The 14891-nt window shown below is 53.1% G+C and carries 14 protein-coding genes and 1 other annotated feature; of the genes, 4 read left to right on the top strand and 10 right to left on the bottom strand.

What is annotated here, in order from left to right:
* The coding region (locus tag ACJHWK_RS19605; protein WP_322967685.1) for an IS3 family transposase at positions 1-79 on the top strand (79 nt) is incomplete at its 5' end.
* 112 nt (positions 80-191) lie between these two features.
* On the opposite strand, the gene gsk is transcribed toward ACJHWK_RS19605, so the two are convergent.
* On the bottom strand, positions 192-1496 hold the full coding sequence (gene gsk / locus ACJHWK_RS19610; protein ID WP_000671574.1) for an inosine/guanosine kinase: 1305 nt from the start codon (positions 1494-1496) through the stop codon (positions 192-194).
* A 151-nt stretch (positions 1497-1647) separates the two neighbouring features.
* Here gsk and aes point away from each other — a divergent pair, with 151 nt between their 5' ends.
* Positions 1648-2607 carry an acetyl esterase gene (aes, locus tag ACJHWK_RS19615; protein WP_000801805.1) on the top strand — a complete coding sequence of 320 codons (960 nt, stop codon included), beginning with the start codon at positions 1648-1650 and terminating at the stop codon, positions 2605-2607.
* Here aes and hemH read toward each other — a convergent pair.
* The 8 genes from hemH to ACJHWK_RS19655 form a co-directional block, all read right to left on the bottom strand.
* Positions 2604-3566: a ferrochelatase gene (gene hemH, locus ACJHWK_RS19620; protein WP_001250117.1), complete on the bottom strand. Its 963-nt coding sequence runs from the start codon at positions 3564-3566 to the stop codon at positions 2604-2606. The two genes, aes and hemH, sit on opposite strands and share 4 nt — an antisense overlap.
* A gap of 131 nt (positions 3567-3697) precedes the next feature.
* Complete coding sequence (gene adk, locus ACJHWK_RS19625; RefSeq protein ID WP_001220233.1) at positions 3698-4342, bottom strand: adenylate kinase; 645 nt, start codon at positions 4340-4342, stop codon at positions 3698-3700.
* A 180-nt stretch (positions 4343-4522) separates the two neighbouring features.
* A complete protein-coding gene (gene htpG / locus ACJHWK_RS19630; RefSeq protein WP_000678201.1) occupies positions 4523-6397 on the bottom strand; it encodes a molecular chaperone HtpG in 1875 nt (624 codons plus the stop codon).
* Between the two features lie 109 nt (positions 6398-6506).
* The gene (gene recR / locus ACJHWK_RS19635; RefSeq protein WP_001195025.1) at positions 6507-7112 is read right to left on the bottom strand and encodes a recombination mediator RecR; all 606 of its coding nucleotides are present in this window, start codon (positions 7110-7112) and stop codon (positions 6507-6509) included.
* Positions 7112-7441 carry a YbaB/EbfC family nucleoid-associated protein gene (locus tag ACJHWK_RS19640; RefSeq protein WP_000467098.1) on the bottom strand — a complete coding sequence of 110 codons (330 nt, stop codon included), beginning with the start codon at positions 7439-7441 and terminating at the stop codon, positions 7112-7114. Before ACJHWK_RS19640 ends, recR begins: the two co-directional genes overlap by 1 nt.
* Before the next feature lie 52 nt (positions 7442-7493).
* Positions 7494-9425 (bottom strand): DNA polymerase III subunit gamma/tau, encoded by a 1932-nt coding sequence (gene dnaX / locus ACJHWK_RS19645; RefSeq protein ID WP_000122011.1) that lies wholly within the window; start codon positions 9423-9425, stop codon positions 7494-7496.
* Positions 8097-8161 (bottom strand) — a sequence feature (DnaX frameshifting element). It overlaps the preceding gene by 65 nt.
* A gap of 128 nt (positions 9426-9553) precedes the next feature.
* Positions 9554-10105: an adenine phosphoribosyltransferase gene (apt, locus tag ACJHWK_RS19650; RefSeq protein ID WP_000127356.1), complete on the bottom strand. Its 552-nt coding sequence runs from the start codon at positions 10103-10105 to the stop codon at positions 9554-9556.
* 152 nt (positions 10106-10257) lie between these two features.
* Entirely contained in the window at positions 10258-10635 is a 378-nt protein-coding gene (locus tag ACJHWK_RS19655; protein ID WP_001188905.1) for a DUF454 family protein, read from the bottom strand.
* 69 nt (positions 10636-10704) lie between these two features.
* Here ACJHWK_RS19655 and priC point away from each other — a divergent pair, with 69 nt between their 5' ends.
* Positions 10705-11232 (top strand): primosomal replication protein N'', encoded by a 528-nt coding sequence (gene priC / locus ACJHWK_RS19660; protein WP_001522038.1) that lies wholly within the window; start codon positions 10705-10707, stop codon positions 11230-11232.
* Between the two features lie 13 nt (positions 11233-11245).
* Positions 11246-11410, top strand: a complete 165-nt coding sequence (gene rsmS, locus ACJHWK_RS19665) for a pleiotropic regulatory protein RsmS (RefSeq protein ID WP_000051143.1) — start codon at positions 11246-11248, stop codon at positions 11408-11410.
* 38 nt (positions 11411-11448) lie between these two features.
* Here the strand turns inward: rsmS and mscK are convergent, their stop codons facing one another.
* Positions 11449-14811, bottom strand: coding sequence for a mechanosensitive channel MscK (gene mscK, locus ACJHWK_RS19670; protein WP_000177742.1), 3363 nt, complete (start codon positions 14809-14811; stop codon positions 11449-11451).
* Positions 14812-14891: the final 80 nt, after the last annotated feature.

Consider the following 14891-nt stretch of genomic DNA (forward strand, 5'->3'; position numbering starts at 1 on the left):
GAATCAAAAAAGAATAAAACTCAGTCTTGGGGGACTCAGCCCGGTAGAATACCGGACTGAGTATCAAAAAGCCGGTTAACTGAAACTGTCCAGGTTTTGGGGTTCAGTTCAGCCAGCGTCGCATCAGGCATTGAGAGCAAAATGCCAGATGCGGCGTGAACGCCTTATCTGGCCTACGAACCGACGATAACTTAACGATCCCAGTAAGACTCTTCCAGGCTGTCTTCACGCTCCGGCAAGCCGCGCGTTAAACGAGGTGAATGCTGGTTCAGTACCTGATAGCTCACACGGTTAGCATATTTACACACCTGCGCTAACGATGAATAAGTTAACCAGGTGAATTTATGTTTGCTGGAGTTTGGTACGTTGCTACGGTGGTAGCTGTTGGCGGTAATGTCATGCAGCAACGCTGCCAATGCGCCATCCCCTGCTCCGTTAGTGTTCATGATTTTTTCCGGCCCGCCCATGTACGGCGCAATGTGTGAATAGACACGCAGCGGATTCTGGCAATCCTTGTGGCGCATGGCGCGGCTAAACTCATACTGGTTAAATTCCGCTATAGCGCCCGGCAGCAGCGGATGCTGGGTTTTACGTTTCGCTTCGTCTTCGGTAAAGCCCGCCATATACAAGCCGATTGGCCCTGCGGTGCACAGCACCAGATCAACCCAGTCCAGCGCCTTGTCAGATGCTAACAACGGATCGCTTTCTCCGGTCAACGCTTCGGCTTCATCTTCGTTCATCGCAAGGATAGAAACGTGGTCTTTGAGGAATTGCTGCCACCACTGCGGATTCTCTGCAATGACAAACTTGGTGCCCAGCGTCAGCACCACCGGTACGTTATATTTCTTCGCGTACTCAATGGCTTTCATGGTTGCTTCCGGCATGGGTTCACCCGGCTTGCAACGCACCAGATAAGAGGTGAGAACCAGTGCCGAGGCTCCGGCAATCACATCTTCCGGAATGCTTTCAGCCCGCAGCTGGTTCATGTGGCCAGGACTGATAGCAAAGGTACGTTCCCCGGACTCGCCAATCAGCGTAAAGCAACGACCAATCGGGCCATCCACGCCTTGTAGATAGTTAAGATCGGTACGGCTGGAGGTGTTACACAGGTAACGATAGGCATAGCTGCCAATTTCAATATTGCTGCACATCACACCCAGCAGCACCGAACGGTCATCCGCGAGCACCGAGTAGTTGTGCATGGTGTTACCAATAGTGCCACCCGCAAATTGATGGGTAATCAGGTTTTTCTGTTTTAGTTCCTGATAAAGCGCTTCGGCTACGTCATCCTCAATCACCAGTGAATGCCCGGCGCTTAATCCATAACGCTCAATGAATTCGTCATCCACTTTCGCTTCAATATCGACCAGCGTTTGATCGATACCCACTACCCAGGCGGCGCTGGTTTCGTTTTCTGGCTGGAATTGCTGAAGCAGCGGATCGCGTGCATTTACAGGGAAGTAATGTTTGGATTTACGTTTACCGGGAAATTTCATGGTTGTTTTTACGGGTGGTTAACTGAGCGGCGAATGTTAACACAATCTGACGGGAGCGCGCGAGACGCAGCCAGTTTCAATATCAGCAGGCGGGATCGCATTTTCATGGCAGTGGTTCCTTACAATGACGTAATTTGAAAGGAGTTTTTGCATGAAGCCGGAAAACAAATTACCCGTTCTGGACCTTATTTCTGCTGAAATGAAGACCGTTGTGAATACTCTTCAGCCGGATTTACCGCCCTGGCCCGCAACGGGAACGATTGCTGAGCAACGACAGTATTACACGCTTGAGCGCCGATTCTGGAATGCGGGCGCTCCAGAAATGGCAACCAGAGCTTACATGGTTCCAACAAAATATGGGCAGGTGGAAACACGTCTCTTTTGTCCGCAGCCAGATAGCCCGGCGACGCTATTTTATTTGCATGGCGGCGGTTTTATTCTCGGCAATCTTGATACCCACGATCGCATCATGCGCCTGCTGGCAAGCTACAGCCAATGTACGGTGATTGGCATTGATTACACCCTTTCACCTGAAGCGTGTTTTCCGCAAGCGATAGAGGAAATTGTGGCTGCCTGTTGTTATTTCCACCAGCAGGCGGAAGATTATCAAATCAATATGTCCCGCATTGGCTTTGCCGGTGATTCCGCAGGTGCCATGTTGGCGCTCGCCAGTGCGTTGTGGTTGCGTGATAAACAGATCGATTGCGGTAAAGTTGCGGGCGTTTTGCTGTGGTATGGGCTTTACGGATTACGGGATTCCGTGACTCGTCGTCTGTTGGGCGGTGTCTGGGATGGCTTAACGCAACAGGATTTACAGATGTATGAAGAGGCGTATTTAAGCAACGACGCGGACCGCGAGTCGCCGTATTACTGCCTGTTTAATAATGATCTCACTCGCGAAGTTCCGCCCTGTTTTATTGCCGGGGCGGAGTTCGATCCGCTGCTGGATGACAGCCGTCTGCTTTACCAGACGTTAGCGGCGCATCAGCAGCCCTGTGAGTTCAAACTCTACCCAGGCACGCTGCACGCCTTTTTGCATTATTCACGGATGATGAAAACCGCCGACGAGGCTCTTCGTGACGGCGCTCAGTTCTTTACCGCTCAGCTTTAGCGATACGCGGCAACAAGATTAGCCATCATCTCGATATGTTCCGGCGTGGCATTAAGCGCCGGAATATATTCATATTTTTTCCCGCCCGCACCGAGGAAGACCTCACGGTTTTGCTCGGCAATCTCTTCCAGCGTCTCCAGACAATCCGCAGCAAAGCCCGGGCACATCACCTGAATATGACCTACGCCTTTTTCTCCGAGCATTTTCAGCGTTTCGTCGGTATAAGGCATCAGCCAGGGTTCCCGCCCAAAGCGCGACTGAAAGGTCATCATCACTTTTTCCGGTGCCATCCCCAGTGCGGAAGCCAGTTCGCGAGTCGTTGTGCGGCAACGTTGCGGATAATCATCGCCTTCATCTGCATAACGCTGGGGAATGCCATGATAAGAGAGCAGCAGCAGATCCGGTTCGCCATGTTTAGCGAAAGAAGCACGTACGCTGTTCGCCAGTGCATTAATGTAATCGTGGTTATCGGCGTAATCACGAATAAACGATATCCCCGGAATGCTACGTTTGCGCGCCAGAATGCGTGCCAGTTCATCCCATACCGCACCGACCGTTGAACAGGAGTATTGCGGATAAAGCGGCAGTACCACAATATGATCTACATGCTCTGCCAGGAGTTCATCTACGGCGCTTTCCAGTGATGGCGAGCCGTAGCTCATTCCCAGCGCTACGGGCGTCTCCGGTAAACGTTGTGCCAGCGCCTGCTGTTGCTGGCGGCTGTAAACCATCAGCGGCGAGCCACCCTCCATCCAGACAGAGGCATACAGCTTCGCCACACGCGGCGAGCGCAGTGGCAAAATCACGCCGCGCAGCAATGGCCACCATAACAACCGTGAGGTATCAACCACGCGTCTGTCGCTTAAAAATTGTTTCAGATAGCGTTTTACCGCTTCAGGTGTGGGGGCATCGGGCGTACCCAGGTTTGCTAGCAGGATACCGGTTTTAGTCTGACGCATTACCGCCTCTTATCGATTCAACTTGTTGATAATTGTAGCGGAAAAGTGAAGAAGAAGAACTAATTGCTGTGAGAGGTATTGCCTGAGGAGGATGAGCAGACCTGCCCGAAAGCAGATCTGCTGCGGCTTGATTAGCCGAGGATTTTTTCCAGATCAGCGCGAACTTCAGCAACCGGCTTGGTGCCGTCAACTTTCGCGTATTTGGTGTTACCCGCTTCCGCTTCTTTGGAGTAGTAGCCGATCAGCGGTGCAGTCATCTGATGGTATTCAACCAGACGTTTACGTACGGTTTCTTCCTGATCGTCTTTACGGGTAGTCAGTTCTTCACCGGTAACGTCGTCTTTGCCTTCTACTTTCGGCGGATTGAATTTAACGTGATAAACACGACCAGACGGCGCGTGAACGCGGCGACCGACGATACGGTCAACGATCAGTTCGTCCGGTACGTCGAATTCCAGAACGTAATCAACATTGATGCCCGCTTCTTTCATCGCGTCTGCCTGCGGAATGGTACGCGGGAAGCCGTCCAACAGGAAACCATTACGGCAGTCTTCCTGAGCAATGCGCTCTTTAACCAGCGCGATCACCAGTTCGTCAGTGACCAGTTTGCCAGCATCCATAATGTCTTTTGCTTGTTTACCCAGCTCGGAGCCAGATTTGACCGCAGCACGCAGCATATCGCCAGTGGAGATTTGCGGAATACCATATTTCTCCATGATGAACTGAGCCTGAGTCCCTTTCCCCGCGCCCGGAGCGCCAAGCAGAATGATACGCATTGCGAAAATCCCCTTAAAATGTGTCGAATTTTTTGAAAAAGCGATAAACGATACCACCAACAGGCGATTGCCTCAAGAAAGGCACCAGGGGCTGAAACGGTTAATGGCGAGATAATTTGCGGAAAGTGCAGATAATGAAAAGAAAAATGCCGGATGACACGAAGGTCATCCGGCATTACATCAGGAAACCAGCAGCTGGTTCATACGACGAATAAACAGGTTCGGATCTTCCAGCGTGCCGCGTTCTGCCAGCAGCGCCTGATCCAGCAGCAGTTCTACCCACTCGCTGAACTTCGCTTCATCTTCAGTATCTGCCGCACGTTTCACCAGTACGTGATCCGGGTTCAGTTCGAAGATGTATTTCACTTCCGGCACTTTCTGGCCCGCTGCGGCAAACAGTTTCGCCATCTGAGTGCTCATTTCGTCCGCATCGGTAGAGACAATCGCTGGCGTATCGGTCAGACGGTGAGTCAGACGGACATCTTTCACGCGCTCGCCGAGCAGGGCTTTCACACGGTCGATGAACGGAGTCAGTGCTTTCTCCGCTTCTTTCGCGCTCTCATCAACTTCGTCAGCCAGTTTTTCCAGCGACTCGTCAACTTTAGACACCGACTGGAACGGTTTACCGTCGAACTCAGTCAGATAGTTCATCATCCACTCATCGATGCGGTCGGAAAGCAGCAGAACTTCGATGCCTTTCTTACGCAGCAGTTCCAGGTGCGGGCTGCTCTTCGCTGCCGCATAGCTGTCTGCGGTGATGTAGTAGATTTTCTCCTGCCCTTCTTTCATGCGGGAAACGTAGTCTTCCAGAGACACGGTCTGCGCAGAAGAATCGGTATGAGTAGACGCAAAACGCAGCAGTTTGGCGATCGCTTCCTGGTTAGCGAAATCTTCCGCCGGACCTTCTTTCAGTACCAGGCCAAACTGTTGCCAGAAGGTCTGGTATTTTTCCGCGTCGTCTTTCGCCAGTTTTTCCAGCATTTGCAGCACACGCTTGGTCAGCGCATTGCGCAGGTTACGCGTTACCGTACTGTCCTGGAGGATTTCACGGGAAACGTTCAGCGGCAGATCGCTGGAGTCAATCAGACCACGCACGAAGCGCAGATAGTTCGGCATGAACTGTTCTGCGTCGTCCATGATGAACACACGCTGAACATACAGTTTCAGGCCGTGTTTATGATCACGGTTCCACATATCCCACGGAGCCTGGGACGGGATGTACAGCAGGCTGGTGTACTCCTGCTTACCTTCAACGCGGTTGTGGCTCCAGGTCAGCGGATCGTTAAAGTCGTGGGCGATGTGTTTGTAGAACTCTTTGTACTCTTCATCGGTGATTTCCGACTTGTTACGAGTCCACAGCGCCTGCGCTTTGTTGATTTTCTCCCAGGAGATAACGGTTTCGCCGTCTTTCTCTTCACGTTTTTCGATCTCTACCGGCAGCGCGATATGGTCGGAATATTTGCTGATGATGGAACGCACACGCCAGTCATCGAGGAACTCGTCTTCGCCTTCACGCAGATGCAGGGTGATTTCAGTACCACGATCTTCTTTAGTGATGTCGGCAACGGTGTATTCACCTTCGCCAGCCGATTCCCAGAAGACGCCGTTTTCTGGTTTTTCGCCTGCCGCGCGAGTACGCACGGTCACTTTGTCAGCCACGATAAAAGCAGAGTAGAAACCAACACCAAACTGACCGATCAGCTGGCTGTCTTTCGCCTGGTCAGAACCCAGGGATTCGAGGAATGATTTGGTGCCGGATTTAGCGATAGTCCCCAGATGGTCAATCACTTCGTCGCGGGTCATCCCCACGCCGTTATCGGAGATGGTCAGCGTGCGCTTGTCTTTATCGAAAGAGACACGAACGCGCAGTTCGCCATCACCTTCGTACAGGTCCGGGTTAGAGAGCGCGCGGAAACGCAGCTTGTCCGCCGCATCGGAGGCGTTAGAGATAAGCTCACGCAGGAAGATTTCTTTATTGGAATAGAGAGAATGGATCATCAGGTGCAGAAGCTGTTTCACTTCTGACTGAAAACCACGAGTTTCTTGTCCTTTCATGTAGGTCTACCTCAATAATGCCATTTTAAGGTTAAAAACAGGATGTGGGAGAGATGGGGACAAGGGGGAATAATTTCAAGCGAGAGCAGGTGATCCTGCTCTCGTTTGCTTAAAAACGAATCTTATGACGCCCGGCAAGGGAGTGTGACAGCGTGGTGCCATCGACCATTTCCAGTTCGCCGCCAACCGGTACGCCATGAGCGATTCGGCTGGCTTCCACGTCATATTGCGCGCAAAGCTCGGCAATGTAGTTAGCGGTAGCTTCACCTTCAACCGTGGGGTTGGTGGCGAGGATCACTTCAGTGATTTTTTCCTCTGCCAGACGCTGTTCCAGACGATCAAGCCCGATATCATCCGGACCGATGCCGTCCAGCGGTGACAGGTGCCCCATCAACACAAAATAACGGCCTGAAAACTGCCCCGTCTGCTCAATGGCGTAGATGTCCGCCGGACTCTCCACCACGCAGATTTGACCGTTTTCCTGACGACGCGGATTCGAACAGATGTTACAGACTTCCTGTTCGGTGAAAGTGCGGCAATCGGCGCAGTGGCCGATTTCCGACATCGCCCGGGTGAGCGCCTGCGCCAGACGCATCCCGCCGCTACGATCGCGCTGAAGCAGCGTGAACGCCATACGCTGCGCCGACTTCGGGCCAACGCCCGGCAGGCAGCGCAGTGCTTCCATAAGCTGTGTTAACAGCGGGCTGGTTTGCATCAGAACGGCATCTTAAAGCCAGGCGGCAACTGCATTCCGGAGGATACAGAGGCCATTTTTTCTTTCTGCGTTTCTTCGATACGACGTGCCGCGTCGTTGAATGCTGCAGCCACCAGGTCTTCCAGCATCTCTTTGTCGTCTTCCAGCAGGCTCGGGTCGATCTCTACGCGACGGCAGTTGTGTGCACCGTTGATGGTCACTTTTACCAGACCTGCGCCAGATTCGCCGGTCACTTCCAGCTGCGCGATCTCTTCCTGCATTTTCTGCATTTTTTCTTGCATCTGCTGGGCTTGCTTCATCAGGTTACCCAGACCGCCTTTACCAAACATAGGTTTCTCTCTCAATCACGTTAAGGATGACGAACGTAAGCTGTGCTTACGATCAAATGGGGCGGATACTTTCTTCATCCAGCTCCGCATCGAAGAACCGACGCAGGGTCTGAATATTATTATCCGCAATAATGGACTCGCGCGCCTGCGCAAGTTTTTCTTCGTATATCGCCTGACGCCATTCCAGCGGCGTACGCACCGCGGGATTATCATCTTCAACGATAGTCAGTTCAACCGTTGAACCTTTTAACGTGCTCAACGCTTCAGCCAGTTTTTGCTGTGCGCCGCTGTTATTCAGATGACGCTGAGAGGAGCGCAAATGCAGACACACCGTGTTGCCGTTCTCCTCTTTCCAGGCATTTAACGCCACCTGTTCGACCAGTTTTGGTAGCGAAAGTTGACTCACCTGAGCCGCCCACGGGTCGCGCTCAATGGCTTCTGCCGCCAGCTTCGCCGCCAGTTCCGGCGTTTTTTCATGTTCCAGCGCTTTTTTTAGCGCCTTCGGCGTGGCGACCACTTCTTTTTGCTGCATCACTGGAGTGGTAGCCTTCCAGCGATACGCTTCTTTTTTGGCTGGCGCTTTTTCCAGCGCCGATGGCACCGGACGCGCCTGAACGCGATCGGTGACCGAAGCCAGTCTTTCCAGCGCAGCGTTATTCACCGGCCGCGCGCGGGTAGCGGCTGCCGGTTCACTCTTTTTTGCTTTGGTTGCTCCCTGCACGCGCTGCAACTGCTGGCGCGCCGCCAGCACCTGGCTGGTGGTTTCCGGGAGCGGTACAGTCGGTGCCTGCTGCGGCGCTGATTGCGGTTGCGGCGGCACCTGGGTTGGCGTCATTACTGCCGTTGGCGCGACGGGCGCAAAGGACTGGCGTGGCACTTCTGGCTCAGGCAGTGGCATACGCGGATGGAACGCCAGCGCGCGAAGCAGCGTCATCTCAACGCCCATACGGCGGTCCGGCGCATACGGTAATTCTTTGCGACCAATCAACAGCGTCTGATAGTAAAGCTGAATATCCGTCGGCGGTATGGTGCGCGCCAGTTCACGCATCCGCAGCTCGATGGCGGCCATATCGTTGCCAAGTGCAGCAGGCGAAAGTTGTACCATCGCAATACGATGCAACAGGCCGAGCATTTCCACCAGCAACGCTTCCCACTCGATACCACGGGCAGCGGCTTCATTAATCAGCGCCATTACGCGCTCGCCGTTGGCCTCGACCATCGCTTCAACCAGCGACAGCGCCTGATCGTCGTCAAGCGTACCCAGCATCGCACTGACCGCCTGGGTTGAAACCTGGCCGTCACCGCTGGCAATCGCCTGGTCGGTCAGACTTAAGGCATCTCGCAGGCTGCCTTCAGCGGCGCGCGCCAGCAATTGCAGCGCCCGCGGCTCGTGAGCGATATGTTCTTCGTTGAGGATGTGCTCAAGCTGATGGCGAATTTGCTCGACATCCAGCGCCTTGAGATGAAATTGCAGACAGCGTGACAAAATCGTCACCGGCAATTTCTGCGGATCGGTCGTCGCCAGCAGAAACTTAACGTGCTCCGGCGGCTCTTCAAGGGTTTTTAACAGTGCATTAAAGCTGTGGCGCGACAGCATATGCACTTCGTCGATCAGATAAACTTTGAAACGACCACGCGCCGGAGCGTACTGGACGTTATCCAGCAGGTCGCGAGTGTCTTCAACTTTAGTGCGCGAGGCGGCGTCGATTTCAATCAGATCGACAAAGCGCCCCTGCTCGATTTCACGACAGTTATCGCACACGCCGCACGGCGTCGCGGTAATGCCGGTTTCGCAGTTTAGCCCCTTCGCCAGCAGTCGGGCGATAGAGGTTTTTCCGACGCCACGGGTGCCGGAAAAAAGATAAGCATGATGAATACGCCCTAACGACAAGCCGTTCGCCAGTGCGGTCAGCACATGTTCCTGGCCGACGACGTCAGCAAAGGTTTGTGGGCGCCATTTTCGGGCTAAGACCTGATAACTCATTGGCAGGCTCTGAAACGCTGGAAGGTGGATTCACGAAGGGGTAATGCTAACACAGCCCCGTCAGAACGGCGAGGCTGAATGCACATCTTGTGCTGTCCGTAGCGTGGGCAGCACAAGACTGGCGATAATTAATGGCCCGGGAACGGAACAAGGCTGTAGCTGGTAATGCCCTGTTTTTCGAGACGCTGCTCGCCGCCGAGATCGAACAGGTTGATAATGAACGCAGCGTCAGCCACTTCACCACCCAGACGACGGATCAGTTTAACGGTCGCTTCGATAGTGCCGCCGGTTGCCAGCAGATCGTCCACCACCAGAACTTTGTCGCCCGGTTTGATGGCATCAACGTGGATCTCCAGCTGATCGGTGCCGTATTCCAGATCGTAAGTTTCACTGATGGTTTCACGCGGCAGTTTGCCCGGTTTACGGACCGGTACAAAGCCAACGCCCAGACCCAGAGCTACCGGAGCGCCAAACAAGAAGCCACGCGCTTCGGTGCCGACAACTTTGGTAATGCCCGCATTTTTGTAACGCTCAACCAGCAAGTCGATGCTGAGAGCGTAAGCTTTCGGGTCTTCCAGTAAGCTGGTGACATCGCGGAAAAGAATGCCGGGTTTTGGGTAGTCCTGAATGCTTTTGATGCTATTTTTGAGATACTCAAGCTGCTGTGCAGTCGCGGTCATAAGTGTATGCCTGCTTGTTACGGTGGTACTCACGGCGCGTTTTAAACGTATCAAAAGTAACAGTTGTTTAACCTTTGACCGCCTGCGCCTGTGCTCGAAAACGCCAGAATGTACTGGCTGTACGCAATAATTGCAACTGCGATTGTTGTGCTTCAGTGCTTTTCTTGCTTTTCATCAATCACCGGAATTCGCCACATATAAAAAAGCAAACAGGCGAGAATTACCAGCAACATGATGCGCACCCATGGCATCTGGACGAACCACAGAGAAATTGCAAACGTGAGCAAAATAAGCAAAATCGCCCGCGGTTTGACGCCGCGCGGCATCGCATGATGTTTCTGCCAGAAACGTAGATAGCTGCCAAACCATGAGCGGTACAGCAACCAGGCGTGAAAGCGCGGGGAAGAACGGGCAAAGCACCAGGCCGCCAGCAGGATAAACGGCGTCGTCGGTAATACCGGTAATACCACGCCCAGCGTACCCAGCACTACCGCCAGCCAGCCAATGATGATTAAAATGATTCGTTGCATATTGAGTGTTGTCAGCTTACAGAGTGGCTACTTTAGCATAACAATTATCATTTTCATTGAGGTCTTATCATGAAAACCGCCCTGCTGCTGGAAAAACTGGAAGGACAGCTCGCCACGCTGCGCCAGCGTTGTGCCCCGGTAGCGCAATTTGCCACGCTAAGTGCCCGCTTTGACAGGCACCTTTTTCAGACCCGTGCGACAACACTGCAGGCTTGTCTCGATGAGGCGGGCGATAACATGGCTGCGCTTCGTCATGCGGTTGAGCAGCAACAGCTGCCGCAAGTGGCCTGGCTGGCAGAACATCTGGCGGCGCAACTGGAGGCTATAGCGCGTGAAGCCACAGCCTGGTCGCTACGCGAGTGGGACAGTGCGCCACCGAAAATTGCCCGCTGGCAGCGTAAACGTATTCAGCATCAGGATTTTGAGCGGCGGCTACGTGAGATGGTAGCCGAACGTCGAGCCCGCCTGGCGCGGGTGACCGATCTCGTGGAACAGCAAACGCTGCATCGTGAAGTGGAAGCCTATGAAGCGCGCCTGGCACGCTGCCGCCATGCGCTGGAAAAAATCGAAAACAGGCTAGCGCGCTTAACCCGCTAGCAATGGAGAGAGTATGTCACTGGAAAATGCCCCTGACGATGTCAAACTGGCTGTCGATTTGATTGTGCTGCTGGAAGAAAATCAGATCCCAGCCCGCACCGTGCTGCGCGCGCTGGATATTGTGAAGCGTGATTATGAAAAGAAGTTACAGAGCGATGAGGCTTCGCAAAGCGAGTAAAAAATAAAGGGCGGCATCACTGTCGCCCTTTATTGTCCTTACCCTACCGCTGGTGTCGGATCGTCGCCTTTGTAGTCGCGTTTGACTTCCGTCACCTCATCGCCCTTCTCGTTGTGCAGATGCACTTCAAGCTGGTTAAAGGCAATGTTGATATCGTTTTCACGGCACAGCTGATCGATAGTACGGTTCAGCTCATCGACAGTACGGCTACGGTCACGCAGTTCACGCACATACAGACGCAGCTCATGATCCAACGTGCTGGCACCAAACGCCGTAAAGAAAACTTCCGGCATTGGTTCGTGCATCACCCTTGGGTGCTCAGTCGCCGCCTTCAGTAACACTTTACGCACTTTTTCCAGATCGGAGCCATAGGCCACGCCGAGACGGATCACCAGACGCGTAGTCGTGTCAGTCAACGACCAGTTGATCAGACGCTCGGTAACAAACGCTTTGTTCGGGATGATCACTTCTTTGCGATCGAAATCGGTAATCGTTGTCGCACGAATACGAATCTTACTTACCGTCCCCGAGAAGCTACCAATGGTTACCGTATCGCCAATGCGTACCGGACGTTCGAACAGAATGATCAAACCGGAGACGAAGTTACCGAAAATTTCTTGTAAACCAAAACCAAGACCTACGGATAATGCTGCCGCCAGCCACTGGAGTTTATCCCAAGAGACGCCCAGCGATCCGAACACCGTCATCGCACCAACGGCAATAATGATGTAGTTAAGGATGGTAGTAATGGCATACGACGCGCCCTGGCGCATATTCAGTCGCGAGAGCACCAGCACTTCCAGCAAACCAGGCAGGTTGCGAATCAACGCCCAGGCCACCATTGAGGCGATAATCGCAAACAACAGACTGCCCATGGTGACGTTTTTCACCACCGCAGCGCCAGCTTCAGTGCCGTTGTAATGCCAGAGCGTGATGCTGTCGAGATAGCTGAACACGGTGATCAAATCGGACCAAATTGCCCAGAACATGACACCGAACAGCGCAAACATCAGCAACATGGTAATACGCAGCGTCTGCTGGTTAACTTGCTCCAGTGCAATGGTGGGTTCTTCCGGCGGTTCGGCACCTTCTGCGCCCTCTTTCACCAGATTCTGCCGACGCGCCAGCGCACGACGCCAGGCGATACGCCGCGCCGCTACGCTTAAGCCACGCAGTACTGTCTGGTACAGCAGGTTCCAGATGATCACCAAATAAACGGTTTCAATCCAACGCCCGGAGAGACGCAGCGTGGTGTAGAAATAACCCGTGGCGGTCAGCACCATCAACGCAATCGGGATAATCGACAGCACGGTAATGGTGACCAGTCGCATGGTGTGCGACTCTTTATCACGCCAGCTTTCGCGGCACATCGGCCATACCAGGAAGGCAATCAGCAGCAGGTTGAAGAAAATCATCGCCTGCCCCAGCACATCATCCATCAGATGCAGCGGGGAAAGTTCTGCCACCACAGACCAGAAATGGATAGGCAGCAACGCGAGACTGATGCGGACAATTTGCCGACGCCAGTGGCTGGTCTGCTGTTCCGGCATGCCGAAGTGACGCACGGCAACGCCATTTTTCTCCAGTACCTTCCAGCACAGGCCAAACACCAGCCAGAAAATCGCCAGTTTTTTGCTGAACGACCATAGCAGTTCGCTGATGTTGAGTTGCATGGTCAACAGAATCAGACCAACCGCGAGAATAATCAGGCACACCGGCAGCGCGCGGATCAGGTCGATAAGGATCGCTTTTGGTGTGTTGAGCTGGCTGTCGTTACGCAGGGAACCCACAGCGGAAGCCAGTTTTTGTTGATACGCTTTCAGCCAGCCCAGACGCCAGTGGATCAGCCCGGCAATCAACAGCAGCGGCAAACCGGCGAGGAAAGCGATAAAAACGGCAGGCCAGGCTTTTTCCCAGTTCACCGTGATTTTCATCGACTTAAATTCATCTTTCAGGCTTTGCGGGAACGCTTTGATCCAGTCCCAGTCCATTGGACGGTTACTGTTCACCCAAAAGATTTGCTGAGTCAGGATGGATTTCAGGTTTTTCGACACACTCATTAACTGCTGCTGGTTAATTTGCAGGTTAATGGCCATCATCAGCTGATTACCCAACTGTTTGTTGAGTTGATCCAGCAATTCGCGACGCATATCAACCACTTGCAATAACGCATCGTGAACTTCGCTGTTGACTTCGTTGGCGTGACCTTCTTCCAGTTTGTTGACGAACGCATCGCTCTGGAAGAGTGCATCACGCTGCTGGTTGACTTCAAACTGTTCGAGACGCAAATCCGCGATGCGGTTGGTCATGTTTTCCAGTTCATCCGCCGAGGGCAGCGTTTGTTGTTGCTGGTAAAGGATACGAGACAACAGCAGGCTGCCCTTCAGGACGGCAATCTGCTCTTTAATATTGCGTTCCGATTGCAGCGCCCGCTCCAGCCAGTTTTTGACTTTAATGTTTTGCTGCATCAACTGATTACCGTTTTCAGTCGCGGTAATCAGACGCTGACTTAACTGCTGGTTAATTTCCAGTTCCTGCTTCACCAGCGGATTAGCCTGAATACGCGCGGCTTCATCCGGGGAGACGGCTTCCTGCGCCGTTTTTTCGGTTAAAGTCAGGCGCTTGCTGTTTACTGCTTCTTGCAACAGCTGCAACTGGTGCTCCAGACGGGCGCTGTTCGCCGTCACGTAATCCCGTTGCTTTTGCAAGGTATCCTGTAAGACTGTGTTCCCTTCCAGGCTTTTACGCTGTTGATCAATCTCGGCATTCAGCAAAGCCTGCTGAGCCTGCATTAACACTTTCTGGCTGGGACGTAAGGCAGTCTCGCCGACATCAGTCCCATCCAGACGACTGCGAATTTGTTGCAGCTGCTGCGAAGCGTTATACATCGCATTTTGCACGCGTTCGGGCTGCGTCTGTAACGAAACCAGCTGGCTGTTATAAGACGCCAGATCGTTTTGTGCGTTTTGCAAATCGTCCAGCGCCTGGGCAACGCGAGTTTCCAGCTGGCGCAACGAAAGCGTGCTCAGAATTTTGCGCGTTTCTTCGTCGTTATCGACATCGCTAAGTGCTGTTAACGCCGCGGTCGCCTGGCGCATTTTTTCCGGCGCTTCAGCGACTTTTTGCCGTAGCTGAACTGTCTCTTCTTTTACGCGATCGATTTTATCGAGGGTGGCTAATGTATCTGTCAGATCCTGCTGCACCAGTTTGTCCTGAGCAGAAAGATCTTTTTGTTTATTTAGTGAGTCAAGTTGCGCCTGCAGGTCCGCTTTTGTCGGCAGATCACCATTCGATGACGCCCGCGCAAACGCCGTGTTCTGGCATAACAAGACAAAAACAAAAGCAATAAATGCTGAAAAAACAAAATGCCGTGATCGTTTGTAATACTGGAACATAGTCATGATGAATGAAGGTTTCTGAACCTGAAGAACGACCTGAAAAAGTCAAACCGCAAGAATATCACGACGCAGTGAACCAGAAT

The sequence above is a fragment of the Escherichia sp. WS547 genome (assembly GCF_046486065.1).
Taxonomy (GTDB): Bacteria; Pseudomonadota; Gammaproteobacteria; order Enterobacterales; family Enterobacteriaceae; genus Escherichia; species Escherichia coli.

Coding starts and splice junctions, on each gene's coding strand:
- gsk (WP_000671574.1), bottom strand. CDS start 1,496: ATGAAATTTCCCGGTAAACGTAAATCCAAACATTACTTCCCTGTAAAT.
- aes (WP_000801805.1), top strand. CDS start 1,648: ATGAAGCCGGAAAACAAATTACCCGTTCTGGACCTTATTTCTGCTGAA.
- hemH (WP_001250117.1), bottom strand. CDS start 3,566: ATGCGTCAGACTAAAACCGGTATCCTGCTAGCAAACCTGGGTACGCCC.
- adk (WP_001220233.1), bottom strand. CDS start 4,342: ATGCGTATCATTCTGCTTGGCGCTCCGGGCGCGGGGAAAGGGACTCAG.
- htpG (WP_000678201.1), bottom strand. CDS start 6,397: ATGAAAGGACAAGAAACTCGTGGTTTTCAGTCAGAAGTGAAACAGCTT.
- recR (WP_001195025.1), bottom strand. CDS start 7,112: ATGCAAACCAGCCCGCTGTTAACACAGCTTATGGAAGCACTGCGCTGC.
- ACJHWK_RS19640 (WP_000467098.1), bottom strand. CDS start 7,441: ATGTTTGGTAAAGGCGGTCTGGGTAACCTGATGAAGCAAGCCCAGCAG.
- dnaX (WP_000122011.1), bottom strand. CDS start 9,425: ATGAGTTATCAGGTCTTAGCCCGAAAATGGCGCCCACAAACCTTTGCT.
- apt (WP_000127356.1), bottom strand. CDS start 10,105: ATGACCGCGACTGCACAGCAGCTTGAGTATCTCAAAAATAGCATCAAA.
- ACJHWK_RS19655 (WP_001188905.1), bottom strand. CDS start 10,635: ATGCAACGAATCATTTTAATCATCATTGGCTGGCTGGCGGTAGTGCTG.
- priC (WP_001522038.1), top strand. CDS start 10,705: ATGAAAACCGCCCTGCTGCTGGAAAAACTGGAAGGACAGCTCGCCACG.
- rsmS (WP_000051143.1), top strand. CDS start 11,246: ATGTCACTGGAAAATGCCCCTGACGATGTCAAACTGGCTGTCGATTTG.
- mscK (WP_000177742.1), bottom strand. CDS start 14,811: ATGACTATGTTCCAGTATTACAAACGATCACGGCATTTTGTTTTTTCA.